The sequence below is a fragment of the Acinetobacter haemolyticus CIP 64.3 = MTCC 9819 genome (assembly GCF_000369065.1).
Lineage (GTDB): Bacteria > Pseudomonadota > Gammaproteobacteria > Pseudomonadales > Moraxellaceae > Acinetobacter > Acinetobacter haemolyticus.
In genome coordinates this window covers 1-23,372 of record NZ_KB849801.1, presented here as the reverse complement: position 1 = coordinate 23,372, position 23,372 = coordinate 1, and the positions used below count along the sequence as shown (strand labels likewise).

Annotated in this window: 22 protein-coding genes; 6 read left to right on the top strand and 16 right to left on the bottom strand. The window is 38.4% G+C overall.

Going from position 1 to position 23,372, the window contains the following annotated elements:
* Positions 1-37 precede the first annotated feature (37 nt).
* The 10 genes from F927_RS05690 to F927_RS05645 form a co-directional block, all read right to left on the bottom strand.
* Positions 38-1,159, bottom strand: a complete 1,122-nt coding sequence (locus tag F927_RS05690; protein WP_005082432.1) for a YqaJ viral recombinase family nuclease — start codon at positions 1,157-1,159, stop codon at positions 38-40.
* A gap of 179 nt (positions 1,160-1,338) precedes the next feature.
* A complete protein-coding gene (locus tag F927_RS05685; protein ID WP_004669016.1) occupies positions 1,339-2,379 on the bottom strand; it encodes a DUF932 domain-containing protein in 1,041 nt (346 codons plus the stop codon).
* A 26-nt stretch (positions 2,380-2,405) separates the two neighbouring features.
* Positions 2,406-2,696 carry a hypothetical protein gene (locus F927_RS05680; RefSeq protein ID WP_004669017.1) on the bottom strand — a complete coding sequence of 97 codons (291 nt, stop codon included), beginning with the start codon at positions 2,694-2,696 and terminating at the stop codon, positions 2,406-2,408.
* A gap of 107 nt (positions 2,697-2,803) precedes the next feature.
* Positions 2,804-3,139 (bottom strand): hypothetical protein, encoded by a 336-nt coding sequence (locus F927_RS05670; RefSeq protein ID WP_005082429.1) that lies wholly within the window; start codon positions 3,137-3,139, stop codon positions 2,804-2,806.
* Positions 3,140-3,213: 74 nt separating this feature from the next.
* A complete protein-coding gene (locus tag F927_RS05665) occupies positions 3,214-3,828 on the bottom strand; it encodes a hypothetical protein (protein WP_005082427.1) in 615 nt (204 codons plus the stop codon).
* Between the two features lie 15 nt (positions 3,829-3,843).
* Entirely contained in the window at positions 3,844-4,341 is a 498-nt protein-coding gene (locus tag F927_RS05660; RefSeq protein ID WP_004669025.1) for a hypothetical protein, read from the bottom strand.
* 61 nt (positions 4,342-4,402) lie between these two features.
* Complete coding sequence (locus F927_RS17185; RefSeq protein WP_004669027.1) at positions 4,403-4,552, bottom strand: hypothetical protein; 150 nt, start codon at positions 4,550-4,552, stop codon at positions 4,403-4,405.
* A gap of 12 nt (positions 4,553-4,564) precedes the next feature.
* Positions 4,565-4,822 (bottom strand): hypothetical protein, encoded by a 258-nt coding sequence (locus tag F927_RS05655; protein WP_004669028.1) that lies wholly within the window; start codon positions 4,820-4,822, stop codon positions 4,565-4,567.
* Between the two features lie 122 nt (positions 4,823-4,944).
* Positions 4,945-5,280 (bottom strand): hypothetical protein, encoded by a 336-nt coding sequence (locus tag F927_RS05650; protein ID WP_004669030.1) that lies wholly within the window; start codon positions 5,278-5,280, stop codon positions 4,945-4,947.
* A 4-nt stretch (positions 5,281-5,284) separates the two neighbouring features.
* A complete protein-coding gene (locus F927_RS05645) occupies positions 5,285-6,316 on the bottom strand; it encodes a hypothetical protein (protein WP_005082424.1) in 1,032 nt (343 codons plus the stop codon).
* A 533-nt stretch (positions 6,317-6,849) separates the two neighbouring features.
* On the opposite strand from F927_RS05645, the gene F927_RS05640 reads away from it, so the two are divergent.
* Complete coding sequence (locus tag F927_RS05640; protein ID WP_004669035.1) at positions 6,850-7,170, top strand: pyrimidine/purine nucleoside phosphorylase; 321 nt, start codon at positions 6,850-6,852, stop codon at positions 7,168-7,170.
* 23 nt (positions 7,171-7,193) lie between these two features.
* On the opposite strand, the gene F927_RS05635 is transcribed toward F927_RS05640, so the two are convergent.
* Positions 7,194-8,030, bottom strand: a complete 837-nt coding sequence (locus F927_RS05635; RefSeq protein WP_004669036.1) for a hypothetical protein — start codon at positions 8,028-8,030, stop codon at positions 7,194-7,196.
* A gap of 887 nt (positions 8,031-8,917) precedes the next feature.
* Between F927_RS05635 and F927_RS05630 the strand changes: the two genes are divergently transcribed.
* The 3 genes from F927_RS05630 (at position 8,918) to F927_RS05620 (ending at position 11,518) form a co-directional block, all read left to right on the top strand.
* Positions 8,918-10,123 (top strand): inovirus-type Gp2 protein, encoded by a 1,206-nt coding sequence (locus F927_RS05630; protein WP_005082422.1) that lies wholly within the window; start codon positions 8,918-8,920, stop codon positions 10,121-10,123.
* Between the two features lie 5 nt (positions 10,124-10,128).
* Positions 10,129-11,136: a hypothetical protein gene (locus tag F927_RS05625; RefSeq protein ID WP_005082419.1), complete on the top strand. Its 1,008-nt coding sequence runs from the start codon at positions 10,129-10,131 to the stop codon at positions 11,134-11,136.
* 115 nt (positions 11,137-11,251) lie between these two features.
* A complete protein-coding gene (locus tag F927_RS05620; RefSeq protein WP_005082417.1) occupies positions 11,252-11,518 on the top strand; it encodes a helix-turn-helix transcriptional regulator in 267 nt (88 codons plus the stop codon).
* A gap of 46 nt (positions 11,519-11,564) precedes the next feature.
* Here the strand turns inward: F927_RS05620 and F927_RS05615 are convergent, their stop codons facing one another.
* From F927_RS05615 to F927_RS05595, 5 genes are all read right to left on the bottom strand, one after another.
* Complete coding sequence (locus F927_RS05615) at positions 11,565-12,098, bottom strand: hypothetical protein (protein WP_005082415.1); 534 nt, start codon at positions 12,096-12,098, stop codon at positions 11,565-11,567.
* A gap of 36 nt (positions 12,099-12,134) precedes the next feature.
* Entirely contained in the window at positions 12,135-13,484 is a 1,350-nt protein-coding gene (locus F927_RS05610) for an ISL3 family transposase (RefSeq protein WP_005082412.1), read from the bottom strand.
* A 12-nt stretch (positions 13,485-13,496) separates the two neighbouring features.
* Entirely contained in the window at positions 13,497-16,781 is a 3,285-nt protein-coding gene (locus tag F927_RS05605; protein ID WP_005082411.1) for a type I restriction endonuclease subunit R, read from the bottom strand.
* A gap of 109 nt (positions 16,782-16,890) precedes the next feature.
* Positions 16,891-18,219, bottom strand: coding sequence for a restriction endonuclease subunit S (locus F927_RS05600; protein WP_005082409.1), 1,329 nt, complete (start codon positions 18,217-18,219; stop codon positions 16,891-16,893).
* 2 nt (positions 18,220-18,221) lie between these two features.
* Positions 18,222-20,228 carry a type I restriction-modification system subunit M gene (locus tag F927_RS05595; RefSeq protein WP_005082407.1) on the bottom strand — a complete coding sequence of 669 codons (2,007 nt, stop codon included), beginning with the start codon at positions 20,226-20,228 and terminating at the stop codon, positions 18,222-18,224.
* A gap of 141 nt (positions 20,229-20,369) precedes the next feature.
* On the opposite strand from F927_RS05595, the gene F927_RS05590 reads away from it, so the two are divergent.
* Together F927_RS05590 and F927_RS05585 are read left to right on the top strand one after the other, a co-directional pair.
* The gene (locus F927_RS05590; RefSeq protein WP_005082404.1) at positions 20,370-20,858 is read left to right on the top strand and encodes a toll/interleukin-1 receptor domain-containing protein; all 489 of its coding nucleotides are present in this window, start codon (positions 20,370-20,372) and stop codon (positions 20,856-20,858) included.
* Positions 20,859-20,866: 8 nt separating this feature from the next.
* On the top strand, positions 20,867-23,008 hold the full coding sequence (locus F927_RS05585; protein ID WP_409360445.1) for an STAND family AAA ATPase: 2,142 nt from the start codon (positions 20,867-20,869) through the stop codon (positions 23,006-23,008).
* Positions 23,009-23,372 lie beyond the last annotated feature (364 nt).

Sequence of the window (23,372 nt, the reverse complement as noted above, 5' to 3'; positions counted from 1 at the left end):
ATTGAGTTGATATGGATGGATGTTCAGGATGTCTGCTTTACCCACCATTCAGATAAATCTGAAATCTTCGTGCCCCCACTTTAATTTGTGGGAACTGCTGTAGATATTCAGGGTGTTGTTTGAGTAAGGCTTTACTATTTAATGTGGTGGAGTCTTGTGACTTCTTCCACGTCACCGATCCATCAATAAACACTGCACGTTCTGCATCTTTCATCATCATTTGCAGTTGATGTTTTAGTTCATCAAAGTATTGCTGGTGTTGCTCTACTTTGTGTCGCTCTTGCAGTAATTGTCTAAATAAGTAGTTGGCTTGTTCATTTTGGGTCAGGTCTTCAACCGACAGTGGAATATGTTCAGGGTAGAGTTGTTTTAAAGCTTTGGCAGCGGATTCTGAAGCATCGACACTCGGTGGAATACCCGTTTCAACACATTGCCAGAAGTGACGTTCGGCATTGATGATGTGTTGAATCACGGTTTCATTTCGACTGACTTTATAGATTCGGGTTTCATGTCCACAGATCAAGGCACAGATATGTGCGGCTTGTTTGCCTGTCACTGCCAGTTGATGCTGGACTTGGCACAGTACATACAGTGGGACACCCTCCCGCCATAGCTTAGAGCCATATTCTCCAACGCTTTTACACTCCAAGATTTGCACTTCGTCATTGCCGACCACGGCATAATCGAGATTTGCCAACATAAACTGTTTGTCTTCGTCTGGATGCTGCAAGATGGCATTGACCCGACGGACTTTATGGTTGGTATGCATGCTGTAGTATTCAGCAATCAACGGTTCAAGTTGTTTGCCCCAGTATAAAGGTGCGTAACCTGTACTTTCATCTTCGATGCTTTGTTGCATACGTCCTGTTTTAATCATCCACAACTCTAGCATCGACATATAGGGATTCAGTCCACAGGCGGTCGCTGCATCACTACTACCAATGCCCTGTTTTCTGAGTTCTTGCCATTGTTGATAGCTCATCTGCTTGGTATTGGCAAAGCGTTTGGCTGAAGCGAGACCTTTGGTCTTTTTTGGGGTACGTTTACTCCGAGTTCCCACCTCTACGGTTTGGGTTGTGGTTGGTGAGTTGAGATTGGGGGAATACGCTTGTAAAGGCGGATTGTTTAAACTGTACTGTATTTGGCTATTACTGTTCATTGCATGGTTATCCTATTTTTATTGAAGTGTTGAGGTGTAAAAATTGAATTTCAGGCATAAAAAAAGCCACATCTGAGGAATGTGGCGAAGGGTGTTCAGTTAGATCAGTGATCTTGATGCTACTTAGGCTAATTGACTAAGCTTAAATGAAGCTGAAATTCAATCTTTAGGGTTAAGTGTTACACCACCATTCTGAGTGCCTGTTCTAGTCCTCGTTGTTTAATCGAAGCCCCTGCCCCGAACCATGCGGAATCCAGTCGATGGTCGGTACTCATAGCACGACGCTCGTGATCCACAAATTCTGTAATTGAGCACAGTAATCCATAAGCCGTATCTTTGGCTGAGCTGAGTTCTGCCCCTCGTCCATGTCCGTTAAACATGGTCATCACTTTAGACATGGCACGTCCATTCGGTTCGGTTTTATTGTCTGATCGGAATGAATTAGGCATAGCAGCATTACGGTAATACTGAATCAAGCGATCATCCTGTTCAGCACTGCTGAGATTCGTGTTGTTAAATACCGCATCGAAATAAGCTGCGGCTTCTTGTTGCGTGACTTTGCGCTGACTCAGTTGTTTCATTTCATACATGTGTTCATCCCATGCCCGAACAGAAATGCCCAGTTGTTGTTTGACTTTCTCGGCATCGAACTTGGTACTGTGTGGAACTTTGACCACACCTGCACTGCCTTGTTGTCCTTTTAGGGCAATCGCTAAGGTGTTATTACATACCACACGGATTGATGTGAATTGTGCTGTTGTTGCCAATGTTCCATCACAAGCGGTTGCCAATAAAATATAGCCATTACTGACATCCCTACCTTTTAAAGCAGCGCTTTGTCCTGTTCTAGCCAAGGCCCAGAACTTCTTGCCCCCTTTCAACACCCCAGCAGTTTCTAGCTCAAAACCCGATTGTTCGCTTAAGTCTCGGTAGAATTCTAAAATCTGTTTGGGTTGCACTTCCTGAAAGCGTTGACTCACCACCGATAACGGTGCATGGGTATCAGATCGATAAAGTACCCGTTGTTCCTCAAACGGTAGAATGATGTTTTGTCCTCGTGGGTTTTGTGCCATATAGCGCACATCCGAGGATTCAATCTGCCAGTCCATACCTGCCTGTTGTGCCCAAACTTCAATCGGTTGGCTTGGAGTCAGTTGATTGCCTAAACCATGCCAAGGGGTTTGACCAACATAAGCCATTTGTTCTAGTTGATGTGCCATAATGTTTTCCTTTTAAGTAGATTAACCTATTCAGGCTGTTGAATTTCAAAGTGTTCCAGGCATTGCTCGCACTGGTAATGCAAGGTGACCAGATTGTCCTGTTGCTGGATATAGAGCAGAAACATTCCACCTGCTGCCAATCCAATAAAGCCGCCCACCAGTGGATTGATTCCTAAGCGTTTTGAGATTTGCATGCCCACCGCTGCCAGTGACATCGGTGAACAGGAGGAAAATGAAATTTTGCTTCGGGACTGGGTGTGTTGGCTGCGCCGTAGTAATTGCACATGCGGTGAATGGCAATAGGGGCATTGCTGCATGGCGTGCTCCTTGTTGGGGTATTCAGAAATTGGGAAACAGGCATAAAAAAACCACGAGCATGAGCTCGTGGTTTTTTAAGGTTTTTGTAGTTTGAATTTGGGCTTGGTTAACGATTGACTTTGGTTGTGGTGCTGACTTGGGTTTTCTTGTTACATGGGCGGATGCTTTGGATATAGCTTCCATCACCTGTATCTTTAAAGAAACCATACTTGGACTGGATTTCCAAACATTGCCCTTTCTTATACGGTTTAATCTGTTTGGCAACATGATCTGGAAAGGCAAAATAGTTAAAAATCACTTCACCCTGCGTTGTGCTAAAAATGACTGCCTCTTCACCAAATCCAATATCCTTTTTTAAGGTGATCTGTTCGGTCTTTGCCATTGCAACATTTGAGACAGCTGAGATTACGCATGCTGTTAGGATAAGGCTTAATTTATTCATATCAATATTCCTGTATTTTTAAATAGGTGAACCTTCAAAAGGGTTACGCCATGTCTATATCTGTATGCCTGAGACTAGGAACATGGGTAGAATTCAATGGCTGTGGCTTGTCCTGTTTGACGGTTAAAGCCTGCTTCTGCTTTACGGCAGGTGCCATTCTCTAAATAGAAGTTGTTTTCATAGATGATGTCGGGAGTTTGTTCATTGATAATAAAAGCCTGTCCTTCATCTGTACCCACGACACCAATACGGGTATTAAACTGGGCTGCAAACTGTTCCATCATTTTTAGATTCAACCAATGGAGTTGTTCCTGTAAGGCATTGGGCAAATCACCGTAGGCGATCAATCCTGAAGTGACTTTCTTTTTGCTCTGTGTGGTCGCTTTGGCTTGTGCGACTGCCTCTAATGCACCCGCAACATCATCAGGACTGACCTCTAAATGCGCTGTTTGGTTGGCACGATCTTCAGTTAAGCCTTCAATACCTGAGAGCCCGTGCTCAATTGGTTCAGATGCGGCTTGAGCGATGTCCGTTGTTTGGTTTTGGACTTTGGATTGTTCTAATGCCAGTTGGGCTAACTGTAGGTCTGTTTGTCGTTGTTGGTGCTGATTCAATAGATAAGCCCCTACAACAACGATGACAATACCAATGATCAGTGCCACAAGGCTGGCGGGTTTGAGCTTTTGCATATGTTTTCCCCCTATTTAATATGGCCATAGGCCTTGTTCTTTGATTGCTTTGATGTATGGGTCAATCGTGACCTCACCTGTTCGGCAGTTGGTGGTTTCACCTGTTTGTTGGTTAAAGCTTTCGGAGACATTCGGGTTATCACATAAGCGTTTGTATTTACTTACTGGGGCTGGTGCTGCCTGTGATGCTTTGGCAGGTGCACGGTAGCCGACTCGTCGAACAATTAAACTGTTACTTGTGCCGAATACTCTTAACACGCCGCCCCCTTCCCACGTTGCGGTATAAGCAAGCTGTTGTTCACAACCATTGGACATTGAGGCTTGAATCTGATGTACACCATAATGGCGTGTTGCAGAGCGGTAGGTACAAATACTTGAATAACCACTGCCTTTCTGTACATTGACTAAGTGCGCCATGGTTTCAGCTGAACCCAATCCATAAGAAGGCGCTGCATGGCTCCATGAACTGTATCCCAGCGCTAAAGCGCTGAAGTAAATCAATCTTTTTTTCATATATCTGACCTGTTTAATTTTTTTCTGTTATTGCATCTCAAAGGCATGCCACTTAAAGTTGTTAAGAGAACAGCCACTCTAGAAAGGCAAAGGGCCACACAAAGGCGCGACCGAGCAGATAGGCTTTGGAATAGCCCGCAGGAAAACTCCAGATCAGCTTCACCCAGTAGCCCAACATGATCAGGAGGTAAGTAATGAGAAAATTCTTCATGGTCAGTCCTCCCTATTTCAATTTGGACATACAGGCCATGCCGGCTTGTTGGACTTTATTCTCCCAGTCTTCAGGGAATTGCCACGGCTCTTTAATCTGTTCCAAACGATCTGCGCCGTAGTACTGCTCTACCTTGTCATAGCTACAGGAACAGAAACTGCGATTGGCTCCCCAATTTCGGCAACCATCCTTAAACTCGGATTCAAATGAACTGCTACAGGCTGTCAGTAAGGCACAGCCAAATAATAAAAATAATCGTGTTAATCCCATCTCATCCTCTTATCAATACGTATGCTCGCCAGTCCATCTTTGGATATGGCTTCATTGAGGTAATGTGTATTTGAATTTTCTTTATATTCAATTTTGCTTTCAGGAAATCAATCAAAAAGACCTCAGCCTGAGCCTATAGTCCAGCCATTTGATGTCGTTAAATTCAATATATATATTTCATCTTTTATAAAACTTTGGTTGAGAAGCAGGTCATAGCGTTCAACCCTGAGTGTACAGCGATATAAATCAAAATAAGGATGTGCCCTCTCTTGCCCCTCATAAACATTGGAACGCTGACATTGCTTTAATTGAATTTGCACAACAGATTCATCTTGCTGTCTTAATGCCTGCAAAACATCATTAGCTTTGGGCTGGACAATCTGCTCTCCAGATAAACCACACCCTGAACAAATCATTGCAGTCAACATCAAACTGATTAAGGAAAAATTCATTTTCATGGCGCTATCCTTGAGTCTCAGCATGTGAGGATATTCCAAATTGGAATGGTATGATCTGTTGGAGTGGAATCACCTGTTGTTGGACCAATGTTAAATCTGGTCTTACTTTCTGAACATAAATCTGTTGAGGTTTTAGTTGTTCAATCACTCGGAACTGTTGATCCATCCCCAGATATTCCATCAGTACAACGCGGCTGATCGCTAATCCCTGAGGTTGGTAATCCAATACAAAAGCCATATAAACTGATGCTTGTGCTCGACTATCCCATACGCTAATTAAGCTTTTAGCTTGTTCTGCTGATGCTTTAACTTGAAAGCGTACCAACCTGATAAGTGCATCCTCTGACACCATTCTCAAATCATCTTCATGAACCACAGGTGCTGTCGTCTGGATGGTTAGTAACGCTTGATCAGCATCGTAATCAATTCGATTCAATTGGTCGAAATAATCAGGAATCTCAATCCAGCGATTGCTAAAGTTCAAAGCATCTTCAATACGCCCCAAATCGATATTGGCTTTTGCTGTCAGCTTTTCAGTTTGCTGCTGTTTAGCTTTGATACGCTGTTGGTAAGTATCTGTTGTTTCATAGGGATCTTTATCTGGAATAGAACTAGCTTTAAGTAAAGCCAAATGCTGAATAGCCAAGCTATTCGCTCGACTAAACAAATCAGGACTGGTCAGATCGACTATAGGAATTTCAGTGTGATCTTTTTTGCGTACCCCAAATAGAAGGAGTTGGTCAGGGCGGAGTTTTAATTGCTGTCTTAAAGCAAGAAATGTCTTTTTTGCACCCTTGGTATCAACAATATAGTTTTGAAAATCTCGTAAAAAACTTTCATCACTCGTTTTATCTAAATATAAAGTTGTGATCTTTTGCCCAGCAATAACAACTGGCCTTGGATTAGCCATTGGATCTATACGCTGTGATAATTGATCTTCTTTATCAGGTATATAAAGCGTGGAATCTTGTTTTGAGCATGCACTGATACACAAAGGCAGCAGTAAACATGTCGTTAAAATACGGCCATGAATCATGATCACCTCACGTCAATTTAAGTTTTTATTTAATTTTTTTCGTCGCTATATCGTGCAGAGCACAAAACACCAGCAACACTTAAATGAAGTGAGGGAGTAATAAAAAGACAATAGTGCGCATAGCAAACTCCTTGATCTATCGGAATTCTGCCAAAGCATTTGAGAATTTATGGTGGCAGAACGAAAGAGGGGTTGACGGACTGGTCTCAGAGGCCAGCACACCCAAAGGGTGTCCCCCCTCCCGTTCCACCTTAGAGGGGGGCACGAGGGGCTAAACACTAAAAGAAAAATCTTTTAATGCTCTGAGAAACGGTCCGTCAAAACCGGCTGGCAATGTGGCCAGCAAGCAAAGCATAATCAACGAGATAGATGGTGTCAATACGTTTAGGAATAGATGAACGATTACATGCCAGATAGACAATGATCATTGGCATTGATGGAACAAGATTTACCCAACGTTAAAAATATTGAATTGTGTTACGACAATTCATTAATATTGATTCCAGTCCATTATAAAAATTAGGAATAGCACTGTGCCTGAACAATTCGATTTTGTTTCGATTAAAAAGAAAGCCAATGTTCATTTTAATGGCGCATCCATCAGCCATATTCTTGTTTTAAAAGATGGAAGCAAAAAGACCTTAGGTGTCATTCTTCCATCCGAGGAACCTCTCACCTTTAAGACGCATTGGGCTGAACGTATTGAAATCATTTCAGGTCAATGCTCAGTTCAAATTGCTGATAATCCAAATATGCAAATCTATAGATCTGGTGAATCTTTTCAAATTCCTGCAAATAGTCAGTTCAAGATTCAAACCAATGAAATCGTAGATTATGTTTGTCATTTTGAATAATACTCAAATCCAAAAGACCAAATTTAAGTTTTGGATGTTTTTTCTACAACTTGCGCATAAAGCATTTCCTGCTTTCTAAGGTTTCTGGCTAATATTTTATCAAGAAAATTAATAGGCTTAAGCAAAAAGATACCTGAAAATTCCGAATACAATTCGTCCTTTCGTAAGGCTTCAGACCACTTTGCTAAATCTATCTTAAGCTTTTCAATTCGTTTCTTAGTTGATTTTGGCCTTATCGCAAAAGCTGGAGACTTTGATACTTTTAACCTTTCAAGTGCTTGCTCTTCACCTTCAATTTTTTTCTTAATTTCATTTATTCTTTCTGAAGCATAGTGATAATCAAATTCTTTAAAGGCAAGCTCGACCTCATCTATCACATGCTCAACTGCCTGTTTAGCATTTTTAAACTTACCCTGTACTTCAACTTCCTGTCTTAAGATATCGTAAAAAATTTTATATTTCCGATTTAGATAATTAGACTTACGCTTATTGATTCCCTTTGTCCCCTTCACTCGTTCTATAAAAACACTGGGTAATCCATATAACTCACTGAAAGCATCACTATATTGATTAAATAATAGTTTCAATCTTTCAACATTTTGATCAGAGTGAATAGTGTTATCTATATCTTCTTGCAACTGATGAACTGTATTCATCATTTCAGCTAATAGAATACTATTGGTACATATTGCATATTTGACAGCCTGCACCCCTTTGCTTAACTTTTCTAAAGTCTCTCGCTTTTCAATCTCAGTATAAATTTCCTGATCTGCTCCGACACCAAAGCAATAAAATGCCTGAGCATAGAGATGCTGTTCTAATTGATTCAGTTCTTCTTTGCCTGGAATATCTACATTCACTTAGTCACCTAATCTAAAGTTAGTACCCGTATCATTTAAGTTAACATCTTTCAATTGTATTTCAACACTTTACCATAAAGCTCTATACCCTATTGGGAATACTGTTGAATTTTAATACTAATACCTACAACAGCTCGGTTATTGGCTTGAGTTTATCTGTCTAATCATCCCAATCACACTTCTAGCTACATCAAATCACTGATTATCTCAGTTGTAAACATAAATTTAACCCATGAAAAAACAAATTAAATTAATCTTTAAAAATCAATAACAAAAAAAAGACGCTAGCTAAATCTTTTTAGATTTTGCTTAAAAAAACCTCAAAACTTAATCCTAGTACACTAATGCTCATGAGCTACTCGCTTTTGCTGATGATCTGCTGTGGAAAATGAATATTTGGACCTGCTAATCCCCGATCATCAAATAGATACTTTTGCATATGAATCATTTCTGAAAAGGGGACTAACTATTGAAGTGATCAACGCAACAAATGAATGAAAAATTAATGGATATCCATATGGATTTTCGATTTATTGGCACTTGAGAGTTCGGGTTATTAATTTAATTATATTTATCTATATGAATATATTTATTAGATATTGAAATGAGTTGGAGAGATTCCAGTCGATCAAACTCATTGATTGTTATCACGATCATATGAATGAGTGATTCACAAATGAACTCAGACATTGAAGCGTATACAAATACAAACTAGCCCATTCTCATCAGGAAATCAATCGCGCATTTACTATGAATTGCGTCTGGTATTCTCTCGTGCCTAAATAAATCGAATCGATGAATATCCTCTTTGATTAACCGCCATTGATGACCTGTAAATCATCAATGCAGGCACTTTATTGCCTAAATTTCTGCTTAGAGGAAATTATATGAACCTTCCCTTTAACCCGCTTGCTAATGCTCTTTCTACGGCTGGTTGTTTTGAGTTATCGGATCGAGAAATACTTGATGACCGTGAGGTGGATTTATTCCAACTCATGTCTTTTGATAACGTACCGTACCATCTGCGGGTACCAGATGAACATCAATACACGACGATGATAGCTATCTCTCGTCTATCAATCCATTGTGCGGAAAACAAAACTCCCGCAATTGTGCTTCAGACAAACAAGACTGCTAAAGGTGAAATTATTACCTATCAAGTATCACCATGGTTTGAACCATCTCGCAGTACATTTGATCAATGTATGTTATTTGAGTCAGGGCATTTTAAAGTTGGGAGTGAAATTCTCAGCTATGTTGATGCCAGATCAGCTTATCCAGATACACCTTTATTGCAGATGCTGCCTCCTGCTGGCGTTCCGTTAGAGCCTTGTCATATCGAAATAGTTCAGCGAATAAACCAATTTATAAATCGTATTCGAGAAAACATGTTAGGACCTGAAACTAAGCGTGAACTCAGAAAGCGCAGAAAGCACTGCCGGAAGAATTACCGTAGCAGTGTTAAATGGTTGGGTAAATATTTAAACACGTACAGCAAACTACTGGTACTTCGTCTAGACCTCTACTACAGATATGATATTTCTGAATTGACTAATACCTCTCCAGACTTTAATAGTCCTAGACACAATGTGCATTGTCTAATGACCATTAAAGCAGATGTAGAACGGTTGCTTGGTGATTTTCGCTCTAATCCTGTGCTTAAAGAAATTATTGGCTATTTGGTTCGGTTTGAACATGGTCCGTACAAAGGACAGCACGTGCATTGTATTCTTCTACTGGATGGGCACGATCATCAAAAAGACGTGAAGTGGGCAGAAGATATTGGTCAACATTGGGGCAAGCTTACCAATGGCAGAGGTGCTTATCATAATTGCAATCGGAACAGCTCAGATTATAAATATCCTTGCACAGGAACGATTTCCTATGACGATCAGGAAAAAATCTATAATTTGTGTCGTTGTCTCGCCTATTTAACAAAAGCTGATCAATATTTTCTTTTTAGACCACTCGCCTGCTTTCGCACGATTCAAAAAAGTGTAGCTCCCAAAGAGCGATCAGGCATGGGCAGACCACGTGAGAAAAAGTGTACGCCTTTAAATCCTGATTCTGTCAAAAAGTTCTATAAGGGGTAATACTGATGAATAAGTTTGAATTATCTTATGCTGAACATTTCCTTGAGAATCTGAATCCTCAACAAATCCCTATGCCTGGTTCTTTATCTCTAGCAACGCCTCAACAAGCCACACTGAATGAGATAGACGCTTTAGGTTCAGAAATGGTAAACAAAAAGTCTAGCAAGATTTTTAAGGTGATGCGAAGTTTTGGTGATGCCCCTAATTTGCAATTGCTGCCTTTTGGGCTCAGATTCTGTGCTGTCCTGAATGGAATGAAAGTTAACCCATATCTACTTGGTACAATTCCATGTATCCAACTTTCACCAAGAATCCAGTTGCAAAAGGAACTTATAGAACAACATCAGTTACCTATGATGGATCATTTACATCCCAACTTTGAAGTTGCGGTTGATATGTATATGGCACATTACAAAATGCTTATTTTAACCCAAAAGCATAAAAACCGAGAAAAGGCTTGGACAAGAGCGCTTGGAAAGGGACACTGGTTTTACGAAAGTTTCATAACCAATCTACTGGAACTGACACGTTCATTTGATGTCTATTGTATGACATTGATCAATGATGTCAGTAAAACCAGTCATGAGAATTTAAGCCGAAATTACCTACTCTTTGATCACCATATTCAGGAGATCGTCTCAGTTGCTCAGGACACTAAAAAGGCAGATATTCTCGGTATCGTTGGAAAATGGGAAGCCAATCGATTTCAGCAGGTAAATCTGAACTTGTTTTTCTTCGTTGCAAGAAAAACAAGTGACTTCATTCCCTTTGAAGAAACTAAAATTTATCAGAGTCTGAATCAATTCATCGACCAGACTGGATTGATTCACTCGGTATGGACACCCCTACCCAAATTATTGACGCCAATTTTCTATAACGTCAATCAAATCAATTTTGGTAAACGGCTTCAAATTCTAAAGGCCTATTTGGTAGGTACAGACCACTATCTTCGGATTTTTGATAATAAATCCTCTTTTGAAGTGTTCTATCAAGCCGATGATCCATCTACTTAAAGCTATAACTAACAGAAATAAGGCATCACCCGAATAACTTGATACCGTCGAGAACGCATTAAATCTCAACGGTATCGGCATCAGCAACCAATGCTGATTGAATAGGAACAAAGATATGATTGAAAAACGCTATCGAGTAAAAGACCTCGTAAACTACCCTGAACGTCCTGCAAAAGACTATGTTGATCGTAAGGGTCGTAGAAGACGGCTCTCTCATAAGCCTGCAAGTAAAGGTCTGCTGAATATCGCAGAGTCGACCTTCTGGAAGATGATCCGTCGAGGTGATTTCCCAGAACCTACGTATTTGACTGCAAGTATGCCCACTTGGTGCGAAAGCCAGATTAATAACTGGCTTGAGCAAAAAGAGCTTAAAGCAGCATAAATAAAAACAGCCTGTCTTATGACAGGTTGTTTGCATTTATTAATACTCATAAATATTTAAAATCTCTTTCAATCTTATCAACAGCATCGTTTACAACTAAAAGTAGTTTATCTAGATCAATTTTTGTTGATAAATGATGTGCCCTACGATTTATACTTTTTAATGCAAAATATTCATTTGCCGATTGCCAATATTCACTATCTATCATTTCATCAGGCACTGTTGCAATAGCATAGGGCTGTAGTACCCCATCAATACTTACTTGATGAAAAAGTTCACAAAAAGCAGCTAATTTTTTATCTGTTGTTACTACCCAACAATCTTGCTTTTTTTCATCCAAATATTCTCCATCCATCATATTTGCTACATGTAATAGGTGGATATCACTAGCTGCATTAAAAGATATTTTACTGATTTCAATTGGTTGTTTTGCACGCTTTCCCTTAATTTGAACCGAGTTTTCTCTGATTTTTTGACAGAATTTTTTAATCTTACCCTTTTGTAAATTAGTTGTATTAAAAAAGCAATATTTGGCTATCTCAATTTCTGTAGCACTCAATAAATCAATTTTTTCTTCCAAAAGATCAACATAAGCTTTAAATTTTGGCTATTTGCATTATATGGTTGAAATTAGTTCTTCATCCAAATCTTTATCACCGCCATACAATTCAACCAAGGTTGGAATATAAGCGCCATATTCCAACTTAGTTTTCTCTTGCTTGGTTGGAAATGCAGTTAAACCCTCATAACCTTCGGTTGATTTTAATGAAGATGATGGAGTCTTTAAAGTTGTAATAGATCGAGCCACTTTGTTATATAACATTTTTGCTCGAAGCACCTCAAAGGTATATCCTCGTCCCATTCGATTTGCGACCCTTGTAATACCATTATGCCCCTCAGTATAAGCATTGGTAATTCTTATTGGCGCATCCCAATAGGTGAATATATCCTCAAAGTGATTATTCACAGTTTTAGCAACGTCACGGAAAGACTTTAAATATTTGGGAATACTGCTTTCCCATTCATGAAACCTTTGTATGGCATCGTCTTTGGTTGTTGCTTCATAAATATTATAAAACTGCTCTTTGAGGTCATAAGCTTCCTTAAATTCAGGATGCCATTTTTCTAAATTTCCTAAAATTCTTTGTTGATCTTCGGTCAATGAATTTGGTCGTCTAAGCAGTATCCACCGTAAATGTTTTTTCATATTCAGTCGGGCATCACGGTCCAAACTACTTTGTAAAGCTTTACGTTCAGTGTCTAAAGCTTCACTTGCCATTCTCACTACATGAAACTTATCAATAACCAACTTGGCATTTGGTAGGTGCAGACGGAATGACTTTTTGAAGGGTCGCCACATATCACTACAAATCCATTCTACTTTTTCTGCATCAGGCAGTTTGGCGAAGTATGGTATCAATGTATCTTGAGTTCTTTCAGGCAACATATCATATAAGCTGTTCATAGCAAGGTTGGTGATGACACAGCGATATGTTCCCATCAATTTAAGTTCATCAATACCCATAATCGTTGGAGTTTCAAACTTAATATCTCGTTCTAATTCCTCCACGAAATCGAGCGTAATGTTTTTAATGGTGTTCACGACTACACCCGTATCTTCGGCAAGCTGTGTAAAAGTTCGATCTAAGCAACGCTTGCGTACTTGCTGAATCAGCCGATGGGTCGCTCTGCGTTTTTCATCTAAGAAGCTGAGTTGAGGTGTTATCATGCTTTTGCATTCAGAACAGCGATAGCGTGTTCGTATCACCTCAATTTTTACTGGTTGCATCTGCAAGGGGGTATCAGCAAAATGATTGATACGCTGACCGTGCTTATATAAGCGTCCACCGCATTCAGGGCATGTTTCCAAATGCTCACCGCTTGGCTGTACAGTAATCATAATACAGCCATCTTCATTACGGTAATCTATCGGCTGTACCCCTTCCAGTTGCAGAATATCAATCATTCCAATACTCCGTTATGTTAGACGATGCACATCAATGGTTTCACCATCTTTAAGCAATTTATACAGCACCTTGATCACATTCTGCATCGCTTGTGCATCGGTCTTGAGCAACAATGCTGATAAGTCTTGATGTGAGGTCAGTGCTTGAATAATTGCGCCTTTCGTTGCCGATGGCAAATTACCTTGCAAGGCTGTGGCTTCAGGATTATTTTCAATCTGAGCCATAACTACATCGTTATTTCGTAGAATGGTTACTAAATGATTGATGTACACCACCTGTTCTTCACGGGTAGAAATATCCCCAAAGGTCTGTGCAATCAGCTCGATCACTTCTTTGAGATAAGTCATTTTGTTTGGCTGTAAGTCACCGTTCGCTGTGCCTTGGATGGGGGCTAATGGTTGAGGTTCATCCGCTTCGGGATGATCTGTATCATCGGTTTTAAGTTTCTTTTTAAAGATGCCAAAGCCAGTCAGTACCAAGCCTGAAATATCAATTTCTTTAGCAGACATACCATTTAATCGTTTGGATAAGAGCTTGGTAAATGCCGAGAAGTTTTCAAGTTCAGGATCGCCAAAGTCAATAAGCTGTGCTACATAGGAATAAATACGGCTAAACTTATCCAAATTGCCTTTAAAGCGCATTAAAGTTTGTAATTCTACGTCTAACTGCTTGCGCTCAAATTCCGCTTTTTCTGCGCCTTCATCATTGCCGTCTGCTTTGGCTTGATCAAATGCGGTTTCCTGTAGCACAATCGCCTGTTTGAGCATTTTCAGTTTTTGGTTAAACAGGCGGGCGACACGATCGGTTGCTTTAAACAGGTCGGGATGTGTGGTTTCTTTGAAATCATGATTACTAATATCGCGGATAGTTTTAAAACGAGCTGCTTTAAACTCCTCCAAATCATCTTCGGTAATCAGATCAAGTTCTTCAATATTATCTTTGATGGTATAAACCACATTCGGGTCTTGTACATCCACCATTGTTGCCCCGTTATCGTACTTTTTGAAGCACTTTAAAATCCATTCAGGGTCATTTACAAAGTCAATTACAAAGGTTTGATCTTTGCCAGTGGTAGTACGATTCAAGCGTGACAAGGTTTGTACCACTTCAACCTCATTGGCAATGACTTTATCAAGATACATGGCGCAGAGTTTGGGTTGGTCAAAACCTGTTTGGAATTTATTCGCCACTACCATTAAACGATATTCAGGGCGGTCAAATGCGATGCGTAAATCAGAATTAGGTGCATCGGCATTCATATTGGCTTCGGTAAATTCAGCATCTTCACCAACTTGAAATAGCGCCCCGTTTTCGGTATCACCATCTGCTTCATGGCTAATCTGTTTGCCCGTGAGCTTACCCGAAAATGCCACTAAGACACGGTAGGCACTGTATTCAGGGTTATCTTCAATATATTTTTCCAAGGCAATTTTATATCGTGCTGCCGCAGGGCGTGAACTGGTCACGATCATGGCTTTGGCTTGACCATTAAGCAAATTGGCAACATTGTGGTGAAAGTGTTGAATAATAAACTGCACCTTTTGGGTGACATTGGTCGCGTGTAAAGCCATCCAACGGGCTAAGGCTTTTTTGGCTGCTTTAGAATTGACCCGTTTATCATCATCAACAGCTTCACCGCCGAGTTTAAAAGCTGTTTTATAAGGCACGTAGCCTTGCAGTACATCTAAAATAAAGCCTTCTTCGATGGCTTGACGTTGCGGATACAAATGAAAGGATTCAGGCAAGTTGTCATCACTGGCAGGCTCACCATTTTTAGTGCGTCCAAACAGCATTTTAGTCGAGTGTTTTGGGGTTGCAGTAAAGGCAAAGTGACTGATGTTTTTAGACTGTACACGGGCTTTTTGAATCTGCTCAAGTAATTCCTCAACAGTCAGGTTAGCCATTGCTTCACCCGACTGCAATGCCAATGTCGCTTGCAGTTTAGATGCTGTTGAGCCTGTTTGCGAGGTATGTGCTTCATCAATGACAATACCGTAGTTACGGTCGCTTAAACTGGTATTGGTTAGAATCGCTTCCATCACATGCGGGAAAGTCTGAATGGTCACAATAATGATCTGTTTATTGGACAACAGTGCATCTTCAAGCTGTTTGCTTTTCGATTTGCCTGCATGTTCTTTGTCATCACGGTTAATTGCAGCAATTAAGCCTTTCTGATGGTCTAATTGTTGAATGGCTTCCTGTAACTGGTCATCCAGTACCGTTCTGTCTGTCACCACAATGACGGAGTTATAAAACGGTGTACCGTCATTATGACGCAAACGCACCAGTGAATGACACACCCAAGAAATCGTAGAGGTTTTGCCTGAGCCTGCACTATGTTCACACAGATAATTCAGTCCTACGCCTTTTTCTTGCACATCGGCAATGATTTTATTCACCGCATCAAACTGGTGATAACGTGGAAAAATCAAGCGTTCCTGTACAGTCCAGTTGCCATATAGATCGACTTTATTTTTCTTTTCCACATAGACAAAGTTATGGAATATTTTCAGCCAATTATCACGTTGGCAGACATAATCCCAAAAATACGCCACTGGATAATCCTCACCTTTGGCTGCATCCGCAGGAGGGTTGCCTGCATGTCCCTGATTACCTTTGTTAAACGGCAAGAAATAGGTGCTTTCACCATCTAAAGCGGTGGTCATGGCAATTTCAGATTCAGACAAAGCAAAATGCACAATTGCACCACGCTTAGGTGTCAGCAATGGCTCTTTACGTCTTGTTTTAGGGTCTATCGGCTTACGGTCATTTTTATATTGCTCAATGGCATCTTCTAAAGACTGGTTAAACTCGGTCTTAATTTCTACCGTTGCCATTGGCAAGCCGTTAATAAAGAACACAAGGTCCAAAATCCCTGCATCTTTGGATGGATGATATTTGAGTTGTGGGACAACACGTAGAATATTGGCGTTATAGCGGTCAATGACGGCTTGATTGCGTCCATCTTCGGGTGCGCTTTCACTGAGGTCGATTGTGCCTGCGCCCGCCATGCTAAAGCCATTACGAAAGATATGGATTGTGCCTTTCTTATTCAGTTCATCATCCAAGCGGTCGATGATGCGTTTTTCGGTATTACTACCATTTAGTGCTTGCAGTTTTTCCCATTTTTCAGGCTGTGTAGCTTGAATCCATGTGATTAAATCTTCGGGATAGAGTGCATATTCGGTATGATAATTTTTACTTTGCCCAACCACCCAACCTTGCGCTTGCAGTTTTTGCACAATATAGGCTTCTAAGTGACTTTCATAATGGGCTTTGTCTGCCAAGATATTCATGCGATTCCCCTAATTTTTAATTCTGTTGTAATGCGTGTTGCCAAAACGGGGCTTGATGCCATAACTCAGGCATTCCCATATTGGCTTTAGATAGTGTTTGCTAAAGAAATCATGCGTCAAACTCCCTTACGTCAATTTTTCCTGTAACCGCATGGGAGATAATCGAAGCACGATATTCTTTCAGTTTTTCGATTAGTTCTATTTGCTTGGCTTTTAATAATGATATTTTTTTACATTCATTATCTAAATACTCAACAATTAAATCTTGTTCATGAACTGGCGGCAGCCAAGAATATATGTCTTTTAATATACCTTGGGTAATACTAAAAACTTTAATACCTTTAACTTGTGTTTGAATTTGTTTGCGATGTGCATTTGAATCAAATATGTATGCAAAGAATCTCGGTTTTTGTTTCGATTTTAAACGAGCAATAACAGTATGATACCCTGCGAAAACTTGGGAATTACTATTTAAATATGAGAAATTACCTGAACCTTCAAAATCTTCTGATGTATCAGCAAAGATAAAATCACCACTATTCAAAAGGCAGTTTTTTGAGGTTTCTAAATATTCTTCTGACACAAATTTCATGTCATTAATTTCAGGGTAAAATTCAAATCCAAATTTTGAATGCACCTCACCATAACTAACACACGGAATTCCTGATTCCTGTAAGTTTTCTTTCGTGATACTTAGGCCTTTACTAAAGTTGAATATGTGTCTGTTCTTTAACACCGTCCAATGCTCAGGCACATCCCCCAACCATTCCACACCACTGTCTTTCATCGGTGCATCGGGATTTAAACCTTTAGTCACAGCATGAGAAATAATCGACTTACGCTGTTCTTCCAAAAGCTCAATTAACTTTTCTTGCTTGGCAATCAGGTTGTCAATTCGGGCTGTTTCAGTATCGAGGAATGAAACGATTTTTTGTTGCTCCTCAATGCTAGGGGATGGCATTTTTAAAGTATTAAAAGCTTCACTTTGCAAACGCCATCTGCCCATCTGAGCAGCACCTTGACCAAAAGCAAAAAGAATTTTATCTCTATAACCTAATTGGAATAAATGCAAAAAATATTCTTTACTAACTTTTTCATTTCTAACTTCAAACACCCGATAATCAGGGCTAGTAACACCTGTAACTTTGGCAATATCAATCCATCCCGTTAGTAAGTCCATGTGATTCATTGCAAAATCACCGACATTTACAATTTGGTATTTGGAATAATCTTGAGCCATTTGCCCCGCATTACTTTCAATATCTTTAATTTTTAAACCTTTTTGCGTAATTGAAAGCACATTAAAACCTAATGTTCCTGCAATACGCTTTTGGATTTTAAATACATATTTATTGGGTTTGACTTGCCAATGCTCAGGTACATCACCTAACCATTCCACACCGCTATTTTTATAACTTGGGTATTGTTTAAATTGCATCTTTAAACCTCCCCAAGCAATTGTGCGACTTCGGCAGACAGCTCTTTAATCTCTGCCATAATGTCATTCGGGTGACGTGGCTGTTCAAACACATAGAAATAACGGTTAAAGTTAATTTCATAACCTACCACACCCACTTGACCGTCTTTTCTATCGGTATAAGTGGTGTCAATTACCGCATCAGGCGCATGAGGAAGTACCTCTTTTGCCATATAAGCAGCAATATCTTGATTGAGTGGGATGTTCTCGTAATCGGTAAGTTCACTGTCCATTTGCACTTCACCATTAATTTCTACGGCTACGGCATCGGGATTTTGCACACCAAACGCAGCGATCAAAGCATTCTTTAAGCCCTTACTGACTTTGCTGAGTGGTAGATTTTTCAGGAATGTATTGTCAAACCAAGCATAGTCTTTGCTGTCACCAAACTGCTGCTCAATATAAGTGGCTATTGTTTGTCGGTCGCTGTCCAGTAACTTGCCAAACTCTTTTGATGCTTTAAATAACTCCAGTTTTTTACCATCAAATTGAAGATTGATGCGTAGAGGACGTAATACTTTCACTCGGCGGTAGCCAAAATCGGTATAGTCAAAAATCTTGCTGACTGAACTTTCTTCAAAATCAGCGTAAATACGGCTAATCGTATCAATTGAATCTTGGTCAATAAACTTGCGTTTATTGCCCTCATTTTTACGCATGGAAGAACCCATGCCAGTTGCATCAATCAGTTGCACTTTGCCTTTGCGTTGATCGGGTTTACGGTTTGAAATCAACCAAATATATGTACCAATACCTGTACGGAAGAAAATATCTGTCGGTAATGCCACAATTGCTTCGAGATAATCATTTTCTAAAATAAAGCGTCTAATTTCCGACTCGCCTGAGCCTGCACCACCGTTAAAAAGAGGTGAACCCGATAGCACAATCGCACCACGCCCACCACCATTTTCAGGCAGTTCTAGCTTAGAAATCAGGTTTTGTAAAAATAACATTGAACCATCACTGGCTTTAGGCAAGCCCGCACCAAAACGACCGCTTAAACCCTTTTCTTTATGCTCTAACTGTACGGCTTTGGCATCGTTTGCCCAAGATAGTCCAAAAGGCGGATTGGAACATTGGTAATGAAAACGCTGATCTAAAAAATGATCTTTGCTTAATGTACTGCCTAATTTTATATTTTTGGAAAGATCACGACTTGGGTCAGATTCTAATTTTTTGAGTAACATTGAACCCAATGCGACAGCATGAGTTTCTTCTATCAGTTCTTGACCATAAGGCACAAGTACGGGAGCGACACTATATCGGTCTTTATAACCTTCTACATAGTTCATCATATCGGTTAAAAAACCTGAAGTACCGCAAGTTTGATCATAGATGGTACGGATTAAGCCATTCTTTTGTTCAAACAATTCATTGTCAGCTTCAAGTAATAGTGTGGCAGCCAAATGCACAATATCACGCGGAGTCATGAAGTCCTCAGACCCCGTACCGACTTCTGCACCGAATTTCGCAATTAAATGTTCATAAACATTACTCATAGTACGGTCAGGTACAACATTCGGATGCAAGTCGATGGCAGCGAAATTATTGCAAATACGTAGAAGTAAATTGGCTTTAGACAGCTTGTTAATGGTGGTATTAAAGTCAAATTGCTCAAAGATGACACGTACATTTTCAGAAAAATTGGCGATGTAATCTTCAAGATTGGCTTTGGTTTTTGTACCACCTAAATTGGAAAGGTTATAGGTTGATTTGTTATAGAACGGATTCGCACTGACATTGGTTAGAATGTCATCAATAGCTAAACCTTGATCTTTAAATTGCGCATAAGTGTTGAGCACAGCTTCTTTCGTTGGCTCAAGTACACATTCCAAACGTCTTAAAATGGTAAAAGGTAAAATTACCTTGGCGAAATCTACATGCTGAAAACCACCTCCACGTAGGTCATTGGCATTACTCCAAATAAAACTTGCCAGTGTTGATTCAGTATTGTTTGGTGCAGAAGCCATTTTTTCAACCTTATTTTGCAATAGTCAAATGTTATTCAATTTGTGCAGTATTTTCAACCTTGAAATGCAAAATTACAATGTGTATATTAATTAAAAATAAGTTTTTCTTAATTCAAATTATTTACCAAATAGGCTACGCAATTGACTACTGATATCAATATATTTATAAGCCATTGTCATACCAATGATGAAGATCAAAAATTCTTTAACGATATTCTTATGTTCATCAATCCTGCAATAAAAAGTATGGATAATGTTAAATTGTGGTCAGACAAGCAATTGCTAACAGGACAACATATTGATTCTGAAGTAGAAAATGCTCTTAATGATATGAATTTAATGATCTGTTTGGTTAGTCCAGAATATTTAAACTCTAATTATTGTATTGAAAAAGAACTAAAAGACGCTCTTGCTAAACGACAAATAGGGAAAGCAAATATTTTCCCTATTATTTTACGAAAATGCGTATGGAAACATACTTTTTTTGGACAAGTTCTTTGCCAACCTAAAGATGGAAAGCCATTAAAAGAGTGGACTGATAAAGATGATGCTTTATCAGATGTAACTGATGCATTGATGGATGTGATTCAGTATTTGAAAAAACAACAAATAAGTGAAAAAAAAAACTAACGCCTAAGATACAAAATGTAATCGATGGGCAATTCATAGAATCTACTAAATTAAGTGATTACTTAAACAACTTAGGTATCCAAATAAAACATGCTAATAAAGATTTCCTTAGCCTTAATGAAATCTTTATTTATCCTGATATCCGAGTAATAAATGATGTTTCAACAATACAAAAACAAACATGGACACCTCAAGAGGTTCTAGAATCACATAAGTTTATATACTTTTTAGGTACGGAAGAAATTGGTAAAACATCTCTACTAAAAAAACTAGCTCAAGATTACCTAAATAATGGAAAAAAGGTAATAATTTTCAATGGTTTGGATATAAAGTCAACTGATATTGGAAGTATAATTCAATCATATAAAGATAAATTCGAAGTTAGCGAGCTACCGTCATATAAAGAAATTACCGTTTTTATTGATGATTTTGAAAAACAAAAGTTAAAACCACAGCACCTTGATAATTTACTAAAAAAATTAGCAGATGAATTTTCTCAAGTGATTATATTTATTGATAAAAAACAGTTTATTCAAAGTCAAAATAAATATATAAAGCATGGGTTTAGGGAGGCTGAAATTCTACCTTTTGGGTATAAAAAACGCCATGAATTGATTAAAAAATGGGTGCTATTAGAATCTAATAATGACCAAAATATAATATCTGATGAAGTATATAATCGTATTGATTTATTTTCACGTAACTTTGATTCCATAATGAAGAAAAATATTATGGATTCTCGCCCAATTTATATCATTAGTATTATGCAAACACTAGAGAATTTATCTTATACGAATGGGAATTACTCTCTTACTTCATATGGACAATGCTATCACGTATTAATCACAGGAATGCTGAGTAAAGCAAAGGTAGCTATAAATGACTTAGATGGCATATTAAACTTTTTATCATATCTAGCATATTATTTTTATAAATTAAAGATTGAAAATATTTCTGAGGAAGAATTTGATATAGTTGTTTTTGATTATAGCCAGCAATTTGTTCCTCCAAACAATGTAAAAGATATTCTACTAAATTCAGGAATTTTATCTTCTCCTGATAATGATTCATTAAAGTTTTCTCAAAAGTATTTATATTATTTTTCATGTGCTAAGCATCTATCTGATAATTCAAAACTCTTAAAGAGTGACATCACATATCTTTGTGAAAATATACATAATGAGCATAATGCTAACATCCTTATTTTTTTAGTCCATCATTTACGTGGAACAGATTTATTAGATGAAATTTTAACTCACGCAATTTGCCTACTGGATCATATAAAAACATTTGATATGTCCTTAGATGCAATTCAGGATTATAAACAGATACTTGGTGATCGGTTAATGAAAATTTCATTAGATGATACAAAAACTGCTGAAGAACAACGCATAGAGTTATTAGAAAAGCAAGATCAGCTTGAAGACGAATTTGGTGAATTTACTCCTGTTAATTACGCCTTAGATGTTAATGATATAAATGGAAAGGTTTTAGATAACTCAAACGAATTTAATTTATTACAACAAGCTACATCAGCATTGAGAAGTATTGATGTTTTGGGACAAATTGCTAAAAATAGACATTCATCAATTCCTATTGGAGAGTTACAAGAAATTCTTAGTTCAACTTATAATATTGGATTAAAAGTATTAAATTTTTATTTGAGTGTATTCAACGATAATGAAAAAGATTTAGAAGAGCTATTACTTAATGTTATTTTAGATAGCAATAAAGATTGTTCAGAGTCAGAAGCTAAAGAGATAGCAAAGAATTTAATACACAACTTTATTTACGCAATTTGTTTTTATATGATTCAGTTAGTATCCCAATCAACAGCACATACTAAATTGATCAGTATCAGTAATCAAATAAGTGAAGTAGAACAAGCTACCGCTGCTTATAAGCTTATTAATTTGCATTCACAACTATTGATTAATTCAAAACTACCAAAAAATCTAATCAAAAAAATTAAACGTGAACATTCGAATAACATACTAGTTATGTCCTTATTAGGTAGCATCGTTGCTAATCATGCGTATTTGCATAACTTGGACTATCAAGAAAAGCAATGGATACAAACTCAACTTGGAATTGCAGTTTCAGCACAGATTAAATCTAACTCACAGACACTAGTACCTCTGTTAAATTAAATGTGAATGAGTATAGTCTAGATAGTAAATGATTAATCCCAACCCTGTAATGCAAATTATAGAGTTAAACATGTTTTAGTAGAATCAACCCTAGATTGCAATATTTAAAATTGTTGAGTTTAAAAATTAAGGTGAGATTTATATAAATCCCACCTTATAATGCAAATAGCCTAAATTTTTCAATTGGCGAACCTTGATAACAATATTCAATATAATTCAAATACAGAAAATTCAAATATGGTATTACAAATGCCAATTTAGCTTCATATGGGCTTTGTTGCACAAAGATTTGAAATGCAAAGCGCCCCTAATTGAGCCAAATTTAAGGCGTAACTTGGGTAAGTGGTCGACCTAATTCCGTAAA